Genomic DNA, 13,929 nt, shown 5'->3' on the forward strand with positions numbered 1-13,929 from the left:
TTATTTTCCATCGGCACTGTCATCCTTTTTGACGGCTGTATTTTCCATTTTTGCAAGCATGGCTTTATGCTTCTTTTCTTTCAGCTGATCCCGTTTATCCCTGAAGTTCTTCAAGGAATGATGAGATGGGTCATCCTCGTACTGTTTCCTTCTCTCCAGCCTTTTTAATCCATTCGGGGTCAAAGAGGCATGAGTGTCATTCATCAAGCCCGCAATTCCTATGGTTGTATCTTTAATTTCTTCATCATGATAGATTTCCTTAAAATATTCATCCGCTCTTCCGGCTATATATCCCTGCGGTTCGGGATACGTTGAAATCACTCCCTCAAAGTTCCGGACAACGACTTTAGAAGCACTTTGTGAGATGAGATAGTTAGGCTGAAGGGATATTTTCCCTCCGCCTCCCGGAGCATCCAATACGAAAGTAGGCACTGCATATCCAGAAGTATGTCCCCTCAAGCCTTCCATGATTTCCAGTCCCTTGGCCACAGGTGCCCTGAAATGCCCGATGCCTTCTGAAAGATCACATTGATAAATATAATACGGCCGCACGCGTATCTTGACCAAATCATGCATCAGTTTCTTCATGATCGGGGTACTGTCATTGATCCCCGCCAGGATGACCGCCTGGTTCCCTACAGGCACCCCTGCATCGGCAAGCATTTCGCAGGCTTTTTTCGATTCTTCCGTGATTTCGATAGACGTATTGAAATGTGTGTTCAACCAAACAGGATGATATTTTTTCAATATGCTGCAAAGATTCTCTGTGATCCGCTGCGGGAATACCACCGGGGCCCTGGTACCGATCCTGATGATTTCAACATGCGGGATTTCCCGGAGGTTCTTCAGGATATATTCCAGGATTTGATCATTGATCAATAACCCATCCCCTCCCGACAGTAATACGTCCCGCACAGCCGGGGTCTCACGGATATATTCGATTGCGGCATCCAGTTGTTTTTTCGGCACACCCATGCCGATTTGTCCCGAAAAGCGCCTTCTTGTACAATAACGGCAGTACATGGAACACTGATTTGTCACGAGGAAAAGAACCCTGTCCGGATATCGATGTGTCAAACCGGGTACCGGCGAATCCTCATCCTCATGGAGGGGATCCTCCAAATCATATTTTGTCTTATTGATTTCTTTTCCTATTGGAACTGATTGCATTCTTATAGGACATCTGGGATCGTTTTCATTCATCAGCCAGGCATAGTAGGGTGTAATATTCAGGGGAATCGTCTTTGTTGAAATTCTTACCCCCTCTTCTTCCTCGGGAGTCAGATTCACGACTTTTTTTAAGTCATCAAGGGTTCTTATTGTATTTGTCAGCTGCCACAGCCAGTTATTCCATTGTTCCTCTGTTACATCCTTCCACAACTCAATATCCTTCCAGTCCCTCTTTGGTCTATATAGGTTCATCTTCAATTCATCCACCATCTTTCATAAAGTTTCACCATAAGAACCATATGATGGCCGGCCCGCTCTATCAGCCTGGTCTTTTCATCCTTTTCCAGAATGATTCAACGCCCTAGATCTTTTTCCCATATATTCATATCTTCCAGCTTATCGTAAATATAACAATTATTTGCGAGCCTTCCCCCATATTGATAGCCTAATTGATGAAAGGCAGCATTCATCCCAAAGGAAAGGGCCCTGGCAATGGTATAAACACAGAATATCCCCCGCAGCAGCAGCTCTTCCTCAAGCTTCATAATCAGACTCTTCATGTAGCCTCCCTTTCTGTACTGAGGAAGTGTTGCACAATCCGTCACTTCTGCATTATGATGCTGATCATCAATTTCTGCCGATGCAGCGCTGATGATTTGGTTGTTTTCACGTATGCATACAAAAATAGTTCCTTTTCCCATCGCATCCTTGATGTATGCGGGATCTTGCAGGGGTACCGGATAAACCTGGAAAACTTCTTTATACAGGGTGGCTAACTCAGCTGCATCCCCGCTTCCCGCCAGCAAAATGGGATGATCATCGTTCTTTACGAAGGGTTTAACCCCCAAGTTTTGAACGGAGGAAAGAATGGCATCTTCTTCACTCCAATGGTTACTTGACCGTCGTTCTTCCCTTAAAAATCTTGAGAGGAAATGAGCACGGTCCCCGTTGAAATAATGAGAGATCATCCCTTCGTGCACAAACCCCTTTTCCAACAGAGTCCTGAATTGATGTTCCCTCGCCTTAAAAATAATTTTTTCACAAGGAAAAGTGGCAGCCTTGTTTTCTACGTATGTCAGAAGAGATGTGAGATCCCCCCTTGCCAGATCGACCCGGATCCTTTTGTTCATCTCATCTAGATATAATGCAGCTGAAAGTTTTGACTGCTCGATTTCTTCATACATCTGCATAAGCAAGCACCCTTTTTTTATCAACATATGAATCGGTCTGAGAGGATATGAAACAAACATCCCCTCAAAAATGAACTGCCTGTCATCCCTAGAGAATGGATATTACTTCGAGTCTCTACATTAAAGGCAGGGCTTCGGTCATTCCTTCCCATTACACCAATCAATAATAAACAGGGATAATACTTCTGCCGCTTGAAAGACTTTTTCCAATTCAATGTATTCATTTGCATCATGTGCAAGTTCTGTTTTCCCCGGACCGAAAACGACAACGGGTATTCCTCCGCCCTGGTAAAGAATCCCTCCATCAGTGCCCCAGGGGGAAGCCTCTATTACCGGTTCTGTACTCATGACTTCATTAAACTTGGCTTTCAGCGAGGTCATGATAGGATGTTCGGGTGATAAGTCGCTTGGCTGCCACCGCCCGCCAAACCATTCAATTTCAACTGGATGATCTTTAAACCAGGGATCAACTTCACTCATTGCAGAAAGGCATTCTTCAAATTCCTTTTCAACGTCATCCATTGTCTCCCAAGGTCCAACTCCGACTCTCCCCTCGATCACAGCTAAATCCGGCACTGAAGATGGCCACTTTCCGCTTTCAATTCTCCCTATGTTAATTGGTAAGGGAATGGGGACCTTTTCATACAATGGATCATGTACCCTCTCGTTTCTTTCCCGCTCAAGATTTTTTAGTGCTGTGATGACACTGAATCCCTTTTCAATTGCATTGACCCCTTCGTACCTGGTGCCTCCGTGGGCAGCCTTCCCTTTAACGGCAAGCCTGAACCACATCGAACCCTGCTGCTTCGGGAAAATCTTCATATTTGTAGGCTCGGGTATCACCGCACCATCCGCTGTATAGCCCCGCAATAATGCTGACAGGGTACCGGTACCACCGCTTTCTTCTTCTATTACGCTTTGAAAGATGATATCTCCTTTTAGTGGAGTTTCAAGTTCTTGTATAATTTCTATCGCCAACAATAGGGAGGCCGTCCCTCCCTTCATATCAGTCGAACCCCTGCCGTATAACTTCCCCTCGATGACAGTCCCGCTGTAAGGATCGACTTTCCAATCCGATCTGTCTCCTTCAGGAACAACATCGATATGACCATTCAAGATCAGGCTCCTGCCGCCGCCGGTCCCTTTCAAAACAGCTGTCAGATTTGGATTCCCATTAAAATCAGTGCGGTCACACCGGTAAAAAGGATGCTCTTTCAGTTCTTGTTCCTGTACTTCCCAAATATCGAGGTCCAACCCCAACTCCCTGCATTTTTCGATGATGACAGCCTGAGCCCTGTATTCGCTCCCCCTCGTACTTTCCTCCTGAACCATCTTTTGAAGAAGTTCCACGGTACTTTTCTTTTTTTCATCCAATTTATTCTTTATCAGACGGTGTATATCACTCAATTCAGTCCCTCTCCTTCCCGTTTCTAATCGATATAGAGTAAGTCGGGGCTTGTAACAAAATCGGCGTCCGTGCAATCCTTGATTTCTTTTAACGTATAGGGACGGAATATTTCGACCAATATCAACCGACCTTGATTTATCGAGAAAACTCCCCTGTCTGTAATGATCATGGACACACACTGCTTAGCCGTTAAGGGGAGCGTACATTCTTTAACAAGCTTGCTGGTATTATGCTTGTCGAGATGTGTCATTAATACAATCACCCTTTTTGCCTTGGAAGCAAGCTCCGTAGCCCCTCCCATCCCGGGCACTTTTTTACCGGGAATGATCCAGTTTGCCAAATCCCCTTTTTCACTTACCTGCAGAGAACCCAATATCGTCAGATCAATTTTGCCCCGCCTGATCATCGCAAATGAAACAGCGCTGTCTGTATAGCTCCCCCCGTTCACTAAAGAGACCGGAAACCCGCCTGCGTTGCATAAATTTTCATCTTCTTTGCCCTTTGGCGGGGCAGCACCTATCCCGACGATGCCATTTTCCGATTGAAAGACGGCTCCATACCCTGAAGGCAGATGATTGGGTACGAGCGAAGGGATGCCAATTCCCAGATTGACGGTCATTCCTTCCTTTACTTCACGTGCAGCACGTTTCGCAAGTTTATTCTTTATTCCCATATCCATTTCCAGTCGACTCCTTCAGAAGGTACAATATGATCGACGAATACTCCGGAGGTCACGACCTCTTCAGGATCTAACTCTCCGTTTTCCACGATTTCCTCTGCTTCCACAATGGTTATATCTGCAGCCATTGCAACCAAAGGGTTCGTGTTTCTTGCACTTTTGTCATAAATCAGGTTCCCAAATGGATCCGCTTTTTTGGCAAAGACGATGCCGACCTTGGCGGTTAAAGCGGACTCGAACAAATAAGAGGCGCCGTCTAGTTCAATCACAGGTTTTCCTTTGTTCAAGTAGGGATCGTCGATACCGATATCAGTCAAGATCCCTTTCAGCCCCACACCGCCTGCCCTTATTCTTTCAGCCAAAATACCCTGCGGGGAAAACTCCACTTCAAGCGTCCCTTCACTCATCAACCTCCCTGCAATCGGATTCGAACCGATATGTGAGGCAATCACTTTTTTAACTCTGTTATCAGCAATCAGCTGTCCAATCCCTATATGGGGGAAACCGGTGTCATTTCCGATGATTGTAAGGTCTCTTATCCCCCACTCAAGGATGCACTTTATGAGCGTCGGGGGCGATCCCACACCTCCAAACCCGCCGAACATTAAACACATATGATGAAGAAAAAGAGGCCGGATCTCTTCGTAGCTGCGGATTTTATTCAGCTTTTCAGCCATTACGAACTTCCTCCCGAGTTTTTTTCTATCGTTTGCAAGGTTGAACGTAACCGTTTATATATTTCTTCGAGTTCCCGTTTTGAGCTGTTCAAAGGCGGAGCCAGGATAATGGCCGAACCCTTCCTGCCGTCGATTCCAGCTGCAGCCGGGTACAGCAGGATTCCGTTTTCCACTCCCGTAGACACAACCGAAGAAGTAAAAGAACCCCCGTTTGCTTCACCTATCGGCTCAAATTCGATTCCCAGCAATAGACCCTTTCCTCTTATTTCTTCTATGAAAGAAAATTCATTCTTCAATTTAGCCAGTAAATTTATTAAGTACGTACTTTTACTGTCCACACTATCAATGATTTTCTCAGAATCTATCAGCTTCAGGACAGCAAGAGCCGCCGCGGAAGACAGCGGATTCCCGCTGAACGTGTGTCCGCTCATCACAACCCTTGTCCCATTTAAAATCGGATCCATCACACGATCGGATATGAGTGTTGCCGCAATCGGGGAATAACCTGCACTCAATCCTTTTCCCACTGCTGCAATATCTGCCTCTACCCCCCATTGATCAAGGGCCATGAATGTACCGGTCCTTCCGCATCCGGTCATGACTTCATCGGAAATGAACAAAATGTCATTCCTTTCACAGATTTCTTTAATGCGTAAGTAATAATCCTTAGGGGGTGTTATGGCGCCCCCTGCAGCCCCGATGATCGGCTCTGCAATGAAAGCGGCGATATTATCCGCCCCAATTCTTGATATGATGATTTCAAGCTGCTCTGCGCAGGCAAGTCCGCATGAAGGATACGTCTTGCCGAATGGACATCTTGAACAATATGGAGGCTCAATGGCCGGCCAATCCCCTATGACCGAGTCGAAGCGCTCCCTCCGGACTGGATGACCAGAAGCAGATAAGGCCCCAAACGTGATTCCATGATAGCTCAGCCACCTTGAAAGGACTCTGCGTTTAGAAGGCATGCCTTTTTCCTGCCAATGCTGCAGTGCAATCTTAATGGCCGTTTCCACTGCTTCGGAACCGCTGTTTACAAAGAAACTCCATGGATAGCCCGTTTTTTCATAAAGGAATGCTGCAAGATCTTCTGCAGGCTGATTGCTGAACTGCGAACGATAGACAAATGCCACCTTGTTTCCCTGATCTACTATTGATTGGATGATTTCTTCCATCCCATGCCCCAGGTTAGTAGTGACTGCGCCTGAACATGCATCTACATATTCCCGCCCTGACTTGTCGTACAAGTAAATACCCTTCCCAAAATCGATCATCGGATAATGATCACCAATCAAGGGTTTGATTAAATGTGAATGAGGCATATTCTCCCTCCTGAGACTAGAGTGTAAGCTCCTTTATCATTCGGCTGTTCATTAGATGAAAGTTCCCATACTTCATTCATATGTATGGAATCCCGAATCTTTCTTTGCATTTCAAAAAATATGAAACTTGATAGACAATCTTTATCCAGAACAAAAAATATTACTAAAGTCCCTGTTTAACAGTTAAAATTCGACATAAAGTTACCTAAATAGACTAGATTAATCTGAATATTATGGGTAGAATAATGGTAAGTTCATCCTTTGATGCTACTTTTTACACGTCCAGGAGGGGGATGCAGTGTTTAATAAAAAAGGTAAAAAACCAACCAAATTGCCTAAAGCAAAGAAAAAGAAAGCGGCAGGGCAAAAGAAAAAGAAAGATCGGGGATTCCTTACTTATTTCCGCACGATCCGCGGAAAAGTGGTGCTTTCATTTGGTCTGTTGACCATCGTCTTATTGATTCTTGCTTCAACTTCTTATTACAATATGATGAAGCTGGAGAGTGAAATCAACACACTGATACAATACGACATGAAAGTGGATACGAAAGTGAAGGACTTATCGAAAGTATTGAATGACATTGAAATTGGTGAACAGGGATTTGTCATCACGGGAGCAACCGGATTTTTGGCCCCATATGATAATGGGAAGAGAGAGGTTGAAAACCATTTCAAAGATCTGACAAGCCTGCTGAAGGACGACGAGGAACAACTCGATAAGATGGAGAAAATCACTAAACAATATGAATACTGGATTCAGTTCGTTGACAGGGTCATCGACACGAGGAAAGATGACGGACTTGAAAAAGCGGCAGCGCTGGTGGAGTCTGGGACTGGAAAGAAATACCTCGATGGAATCCGTTCTTATGTAGATATGATTGTCGTCGATCAGGAAAAAGATCTTGGGAAAAGGATAGATTCATTGAATCAGCAGGTCACGATTTCTAAGATTGCGACCATCAGTTTATCCGCGTTCGCTGTACTTTTGGCTGCATTTTTTGGTTTTGTTCTTTCAAAGAATATTAAAACCAATGTTAACAAGATCAGCCGTTCCATTCTGGAAATCGCCAATGCCGGCGGAGACTTGACGAAACGGATAAAGGTCAAGTCAAAGGATGAATTGGCCGGACTCGCTTCAGACACAAACCAGCTCATTGAAGGGATATCCGTCCTGGTCAGACAAGTATCAGAGATGGCTGAAAATGTATCGGCAAGTTCACAGCAATTATTGGCTTCTGCCGAGGAAACATCAAGGACCATCACGTCCATTGCCGAAACGTCAAGTGAGATTGCTGCAGGGACCGATCAGACAACCTTGAAAATGTCAAACTCATCTGAAAAGATGAACAGCCTCGAAGAAGCAGCGCGTTTTCTGTTCAATCAGGCCGAGTTAGTGAAACAGACTGCAAATGATATGAGGAATGTAGCCGAAAAAGGAGGAAACTCTGTTCAGGCTTCTTCCACTAAAATGCAGAATATCGAAGAAACAATGGCCAACACAAGTCAAACAGTTGAAGCTCTCGGTAAGCGTTCTTCTGAGATTACCACCATCATCGGCACAATCACTGAGATTGCAGAACAAACCAATCTCCTAGCCCTGAATGCAGCGATCGAGGCTGCCCGTGCAGGTGAACACGGACGGGGATTTGCAGTTGTAGCCGACGAAGTACGAAAGCTGGCCGAACAATCACAAAAGGCAGCAAAAGGCGTGACGGAAATCGTACACAGTATTCAAGAAGAAGTAGACGAAATCATTAAACAAAACTCAGAAGGTGTGAAAGAAGTCATCGCCGGGGTGGAGATCACAAATGAAACAAATGCTTCCCTTGAGGATATCCTTAATCAGACGAGTAAAACGACTGTCGTTGTGAATGAAATGGTGGATCATATACAAGCCACACTCAATCTGAGCCAGGAAGTTGCGAATTCATTTGCACAGGTAAATGAAATTGCTGCTGCCACCGCATCCAACACCGAGTCAACCGCAGCGGCATCCGAACAGGGGTCGGCTGCCATGCAGGAAGTCACTGCAAGTGCCTCTGAATTATCACAGCAGGCTGAAAAACTAAAAGAACTTGTATCAAGCTTTAAAATTTAGTTCTCCTGAATAAATAAAAGGTGCCGGAGCAGTCTGCTTCAGCACCTTTTTTTCATCCAATTTAATTACAGTAACATACAGCTCCGATAATAATGAGCAAAATAAACAATACAACAATCAAAGCAAAGCCATTTCCGCAGCCTACTCCGCCAACTGGATATCCATAACCTGGGTAGCATTGTGTATATGCAGGTTCTACAGCACCTTTATACATATCTATCTCTCCTCATTTTTTATTTACAATGACAATGTATGTCAAGTGCCCGGCCACTGTTTGTGTATTTGCCCATTTTGCCCAAAAAAGAAAACGCTCCGCCTGGGGTAATTTTTTTGTCAAGGTTAAAAGAGCGAACATTTTAGAGTGGACTTTAAATACCGCTAATGATTTCCGTGCAAGACTTCGCTTTCCACGGGTAGCCCGTGAGCCTCCTCGCCACCTCGTTCCTGCGGGGTGTCACATGTCCAGCTGCAGGGCTTAGAGGCACATGTCATAAGCCAAATCGACCGCTGGAAAGTGCTTAATAGTAAATTTACTAATAACAAATAATATCCCGAATTCACCAAAGCGGCGTCAAGTTGGTCCGGGTTTATTCAAAACTCCTACTATTTCGTTACTTCAAATTTTATTTGGCGATCAAATATCATTAAACTACTCTTTCCTTTTAAGTAACATACAAACGCAGACACACTTAATTTAGGTGGAATACTAACCAACAGTATGGACATGGTCCTTGCATGCAGTCGCTAAATAATCTCTACACCTTTTCTATATACGATGAGATACTTACAATTCCATGTAGTATTTACTAAACTAATATTTATTTAATATTATGATGGATGCTTTTTAGAGACTATGCCTAGGCCAGGTTTTTTTTCCATAAAAAAAAGGTGTGTCCACTTCCGCCCTGGAGCGGTGTGAACACACCTTTTTACGTATCTTACTCTGCAGTTATTTCCAATACTTCTTCTTTTCCTGCCGTTACAGAAACAGCCTCTTTCTTAACCAGCTCACCCATGTTGTCTCCGTTTGTCAGGATGATAGGGGTAATCGTGCTCTTCGCTTTTTCTTTCACCAAGTCAAGATCAAATGTAATAAGGGCATCCCCTTTATTCACTTTTGATCCTTCCGACACATGTGCCTCAAAGCCCTCACCATTCATGGAAACCGTTTCTAGTCCGATATGGATCAGCAGTTCAGCTCCATTTTTTGCTTTGATTCCGACAGCATGCTTAGTAGGGAAGAGCTGCATGATTTCCCCGTCCACTGGTGAAACGACCTTGCCTTCTGAAGGATCGATTGCGATTCCATCCCCCATCATCTTCTGGGAGAATACCGGATCCGGAACTTCATCAAGCGATTTGACCGTTCCTGTCAGCGGTGCCGATGCAACGACAGTTTTAGGTGCTTCCTCTTTTTTACCAAATAGTTTTTTTAGCATAAGACTTTCACCTTCCTATATTAAGTATTTACACATATGTACAACTGCATAAACATGCAAATCTCATTTTAGCACATATGTGAAAGTACTCACAACAATACCAGCTTCTTAGAATAACCTCTTATACTTACCGTATCCCTCTTCTTCCAGCTTCTCATATGGGATGAAGCGGAGCGCCGCCGAGTTGATGCAATACCTTAGTTTCGTCGGACCCGGTCCGTCATCAAACACATGCCCCAAATGGGAATCAGCTGATTTGCTCCTGACTTCGGTTCGTACCATGAAATGGCTCCGATCCTCTTTTTCTGCAATTTCCGATTGGTCGATGGGTTTTGTGAAGCTTGGCCATCCGCAGCCTGCATCGTATTTATCCTTTGAGCTGAAAAGTGCTTCTCCTGAAACGACGTCAACATAGATTCCTTCTTTGAACTCATTCCAGTATTCATTTCTAAATGGCGGTTCTGTGCCATTATTCTGTGTCACTTCGTACTGGACTGGTGATAGCTTTTTCTTGAGTTCTTCTTTATCTTTCATGATTTCTCCCCCCAATGTTCTTCTATAAAAGCCTTTCTTCCTGAACCATGGCTGTACCGTTCATAATGCCCTGGGTTTTTCTTATAGTAATCCTGATGATATTCCTCGGCAGGATAAAATTCCTTTGCGGGCAGGATGGCTGTTGCGATGGGCTTGTCAAATTTACCTGACACCCCGAGTTCCTGCTTTGATTTCTCAGCCGCCGTCCTTTGTTCATCATTATAATAAAAAATAGCTGTCTTATAGGAATGGCCCCTGTCAAAAAATTGGCCGCCTGGATCTGTTGGATCGATCTGCTGCCAATACACGTCAAGTAATTTTTCATAAGGAAACACTTCAGGATCAAATAAGATTTGTACAGCTTCGTAATGTCCAGTCGTTTCGGAACATACCTCCTGATATGTAGGGTTCCTGGTGCTGCCCCCTGTATACCCCGAGGTGACACTCACGATACCCGGCTGTTCATCGAATGGTTTCACCATACACCAGAAACATCCTCCGGCAAACGCGGCCTTTTGTAACCTTTGCTCATTTGACATCCTCATCAACCTTTCATAGTGATAATTAGACTTTTCCCTTTTTAAGAAATTTTAACTCATATAAGTGAAAAATTAAAAAGATTGACTCTCTAGAGAATCAATCTTTTATACGTTATTTGAGCTTGCGCTGTTTCCCGATGTTTTTCCATTTTTTTCGTTCCAGGGATTCCAGCCGCTTGTTCCCTCTTCTTTCTGTATAGGCAATCTCCCTCTGAAGCTTGTGGTAATGATTCAATCGGTTATGATCAAGTTCACCTGCCAGGATTGCTTCCTTGATCCTGCAGCCCGGTTCACCGTCATGGGAGCAGTCATTGAACCTGCATGACAACCCCAGCTCTTCGATGTCACCGAATTGAGCAGACAATCCGTCCTGTCCCTGCCATAATTGTATTTCTCTCATCCCTGGTGTATCGATAAGGGAGGCCCCATTTCCCAATAGGAATAATTCCCTATGTGTCGTCGTATGCCGTCCCTTATCATCACCGCCCCTGACCTCTTTCGTTTTCTGAACATCTGCTTCAATGAGAAGATTTGTCAAAGTCGACTTTCCTACACCTGAAGAACCGACTAACGCCACTGTTTTACCCATTTCTAAATAGGGGTTCAACTGTTCGATTCCTTCTTTGGTGATCGAGCTGATGGTAAGGACCTTCACCCCAAATAATTTGTCTTCCACCGCTTTTCTCTTTTCGGCAGCATTTGTACACGCATCAGCCTTCGTCAATACAACCACTGGATTCGCCCCGCTTTCCCAGCAGAGCAATAAATAACGTTCGATTCTTCCGATATTCAAATCATCATTTAGGGAAGAAAGGATGAAAATTGTATCAATGTTGGCAGCGATGATTTGTTCCTCCGCTTCCAACCCTGCTTTCTTCCTTGAGAATTTGCTGTTTCTCGGAAATACTCTTTCTATGATATTACCTTCTTCATTAAGTGAAACCCAGTCCCCGACTGCAGGCAGGCCTTCCCTGCTGACCGCTTCAAAACGGAATTTCCCGGATATTTTACAAAGCAAGTCATCGGATTGAGTCATGACCCTGTATGCGCCTTTTTGTTCGGTCACTACCCTTCCAAGCCTGGTTAGGCTTAACTGTCCTTCCCCCAACGACTCCAGTTTGTTCTCGAATAATTGTGTTCTGATCGTTTTCATCCATAGTCCTCCCAAAATAAAAAAAATCCATTAGCGCTCTGCACGCCAACGGATTCATTCATCAGGGTATAAGAAGACCACTAATTTAAATCACCGGTTAAAGCGGTATGCTGACATGCAGAGACATATTTATGCTGATATGCTTTTTGATTGATCATTTGTCTGCTCATATCTCATCACCCGCTTTCTGTAAGTTAAGTATATTATCGCTTAAAGATTCTGAGGATTCAAGAGAAATTTTTATTTTTTCTGAAGAATATATAAAAATGGGTACTTTCACCATTTTACTTCATATGCATATTCTAAGGTGTTGAGAAAGATTAAAGGGGAGAAAGCGATGAGAAATCAACAAGATTATCTAAATAAGGCTTCTTTATACGATTTACTGGCGGGATATTATAAATACAGTAATCCTTCCATGCATATTCATTATTATCAAAAGCATATAAAATATATGAATCTTGCCCTCCAAGCCCAGCAGAGAGAAATGAATCTTTCCAGCCAGCCAGCTTATGTCAGAGTACTTCACGCCGTCCCCGATGCACCAAGTGTAGATATATATATCAATGCCAACCGTGTCTTAAGGGATGTGGCATTCAAGGATATCAGTGATTATCTTACGCTGCCTGCAGGCAAATACCACATAGATATCTATCCAGCCGGCACCGGCGTCAACACGCTGATCAGCAAAAAAGTTAAAATTGAGCCGGGCAAGGTATATACACTTGCTGCTGTCGGCACTTCCAAAAAACTGCAGCTTCTTCCGTATATAGACGATCCGTCAGTCCCGAACGGGGAAACCAAGATCAAATTCATTCATCTCTCACCTGATGCCCCTGCGGTCGATATAGGTGTAAAAGGGGGAGACACAGTATTTCCGGACATTTCTTTCAAACAGGCAACTGAATATTTAAATCTGACTCCAATGACGGTTAACCTTGAAGCAAGAATCGCTGGTACAAAAAATACAGTGCTGGATATACCTGGCGTAAGTTTAAAAGCCAATCAGCCATATACCATTGTCGCCGTAGGATTCGCAGAGGGTGAACCCGGACTCGAAACTCTATTATTAAAAGGATAAAAAAAGATGACCGTTTTGGTCATCCTTTTTTTATTGAGCCTGATCTACAGGCACTAACAATCTGAACATGATGTTGTCTTTTTCCAGGTCAAATTCCTTTGCACGCACTTTAATATCACTTTTGAGTTTCATATCCTGAAGTGACACGTAAATTAACTCATCACTCGGCTGGATCTTAACCCATTCAGGAAAATTATATGAGTCCCTGATGACCTTCAAAACATACGATACAGGCAAGTTCAGGGCTCCAACTGAAATTGATTTCTGTTTAAGGAGGATATCCCCGTTCTCCAGTGCCTTGGGTTCAAAGGTAAGCTTGAAATCCAGGTCTGACGTAAAAACAGGCACAGATCCGTGCAATTCTACATCATCTTTTAATTTCACATCGTAGTCGACCGGACCTTTCAGGCCCTCTTCTTCAATATAGTGTTCGATGATGAGATTCAGGTCGTGCTTGTTCGATCTGACATCAAACCCTACTTCTTTGTCAGTATTATTTTTGTTTAAGGGTAATTCATCGTTTTCGGCTGGAGCAAAAATCATGATTAGCAGTATGACGATTCCTGCAATCAACGCTCCCAATAAGGCAAAAAAACCTGCCTTCCATTTGTTCTTCATAACGGCTTCTCCTCTTCTGGC

14 protein-coding genes and 1 pseudogene are annotated in these 13,929 nt (G+C 43.9%); 2 read left to right on the forward strand and 13 right to left on the reverse strand.

Features of this window, described 5'->3' with window-relative positions; all coding sequences use genetic code 11:
- From kamA to AS034_RS03740, 6 genes are all read right to left on the reverse strand, one after another.
- Positions 1 to 1,422 (reverse strand): lysine 2,3-aminomutase, encoded by a 1,422-nt coding sequence (gene kamA, locus AS034_RS03715; RefSeq protein WP_411159500.1) that lies wholly within the window; start codon positions 1,420 to 1,422, stop codon positions 1 to 3.
- 101 nt (positions 1,423 to 1,523) lie between these two features.
- A complete protein-coding gene (ablB, locus tag AS034_RS03720) occupies positions 1,524 to 2,360 on the reverse strand; it encodes a putative beta-lysine N-acetyltransferase (protein WP_058297585.1) in 837 nt (278 codons plus the stop codon).
- A 138-nt stretch (positions 2,361 to 2,498) separates the two neighbouring features.
- The gene (locus AS034_RS03725) at positions 2,499 to 3,767 is read right to left on the reverse strand and encodes a peptidase (RefSeq protein ID WP_058297586.1); all 1,269 of its coding nucleotides are present in this window, start codon (positions 3,765 to 3,767) and stop codon (positions 2,499 to 2,501) included.
- A 23-nt stretch (positions 3,768 to 3,790) separates the two neighbouring features.
- Positions 3,791 to 4,453, reverse strand: a complete 663-nt coding sequence (locus AS034_RS03730; RefSeq protein ID WP_058297587.1) for a 3-oxoacid CoA-transferase subunit B — start codon at positions 4,451 to 4,453, stop codon at positions 3,791 to 3,793.
- Positions 4,432 to 5,124: a 3-oxoacid CoA-transferase subunit A gene (locus AS034_RS03735; RefSeq protein WP_032088010.1), complete on the reverse strand. Its 693-nt coding sequence runs from the start codon at positions 5,122 to 5,124 to the stop codon at positions 4,432 to 4,434. The genes AS034_RS03730 and AS034_RS03735 overlap by 22 nt, the downstream gene beginning before the upstream one ends.
- A complete protein-coding gene (locus AS034_RS03740) occupies positions 5,124 to 6,446 on the reverse strand; it encodes an aspartate aminotransferase family protein (RefSeq protein ID WP_032088009.1) in 1,323 nt (440 codons plus the stop codon). Before AS034_RS03740 ends, AS034_RS03735 begins: the two co-directional genes overlap by 1 nt.
- 298 nt (positions 6,447 to 6,744) lie before the next feature.
- On the opposite strand from AS034_RS03740, the gene AS034_RS03745 reads away from it, so the two are divergent.
- Positions 6,745 to 8,544 carry a methyl-accepting chemotaxis protein gene (locus AS034_RS03745; protein ID WP_231938004.1) on the forward strand — a complete coding sequence of 600 codons (1,800 nt, stop codon included), beginning with the start codon at positions 6,745 to 6,747 and terminating at the stop codon, positions 8,542 to 8,544.
- Between the two features lie 61 nt (positions 8,545 to 8,605).
- Here AS034_RS03745 and AS034_RS22205 read toward each other — a convergent pair whose 3' ends face one another.
- The 6 genes and pseudogenes from AS034_RS22205 to rsgA all read right to left on the reverse strand — a co-directional run bounded on the left by AS034_RS22205 (position 8,606) and on the right by rsgA (position 12,209).
- Positions 8,606 to 8,758, reverse strand: coding sequence for a YjcZ family sporulation protein (locus tag AS034_RS22205; protein WP_064563943.1), 153 nt, complete (start codon positions 8,756 to 8,758; stop codon positions 8,606 to 8,608).
- Positions 8,759 to 9,174: 416 nt separating this feature from the next.
- Positions 9,175 to 9,366, reverse strand: a pseudogene (locus AS034_RS22210) (transposase); the annotation flags it as partial.
- Positions 9,367 to 9,482: 116 nt separating this feature from the next.
- Complete coding sequence (locus AS034_RS03750) at positions 9,483 to 9,983, reverse strand: PTS sugar transporter subunit IIA (RefSeq protein WP_032088008.1); 501 nt, start codon at positions 9,981 to 9,983, stop codon at positions 9,483 to 9,485.
- A gap of 108 nt (positions 9,984 to 10,091) precedes the next feature.
- Positions 10,092 to 10,517, reverse strand: coding sequence for a peptide-methionine (R)-S-oxide reductase MsrB (gene msrB, locus AS034_RS03755; RefSeq protein WP_176716078.1), 426 nt, complete (start codon positions 10,515 to 10,517; stop codon positions 10,092 to 10,094).
- Positions 10,514 to 10,999: a peptide-methionine (S)-S-oxide reductase MsrA gene (msrA, locus tag AS034_RS03760; RefSeq protein WP_231938005.1), complete on the reverse strand. Its 486-nt coding sequence runs from the start codon at positions 10,997 to 10,999 to the stop codon at positions 10,514 to 10,516. Before msrA ends, msrB begins: the two co-directional genes overlap by 4 nt.
- Positions 11,000 to 11,168: 169 nt before the next feature.
- Positions 11,169 to 12,209: a ribosome small subunit-dependent GTPase A gene (gene rsgA, locus AS034_RS03765; protein ID WP_058297589.1), complete on the reverse strand. Its 1,041-nt coding sequence runs from the start codon at positions 12,207 to 12,209 to the stop codon at positions 11,169 to 11,171.
- A 337-nt stretch (positions 12,210 to 12,546) separates the two neighbouring features.
- Between rsgA and AS034_RS03770 the strand changes: the two genes are divergently transcribed.
- Positions 12,547 to 13,290, forward strand: a complete 744-nt coding sequence (locus AS034_RS03770) for a DUF4397 domain-containing protein (protein ID WP_032088005.1) — start codon at positions 12,547 to 12,549, stop codon at positions 13,288 to 13,290.
- A 30-nt stretch (positions 13,291 to 13,320) separates the two neighbouring features.
- Here the strand turns inward: AS034_RS03770 and AS034_RS03775 are convergent, their stop codons facing one another.
- Complete coding sequence (locus AS034_RS03775; protein WP_032088004.1) at positions 13,321 to 13,908, reverse strand: YpmS family protein; 588 nt, start codon at positions 13,906 to 13,908, stop codon at positions 13,321 to 13,323.
- Between the last annotated feature and the right edge of the window lie 21 nt (positions 13,909 to 13,929).

The organism is [Bacillus] enclensis, from assembly GCF_001456935.1.
Lineage (GTDB): Bacteria > Bacillota > Bacilli > Bacillales > Bacillaceae_B > Rossellomorea > Rossellomorea enclensis.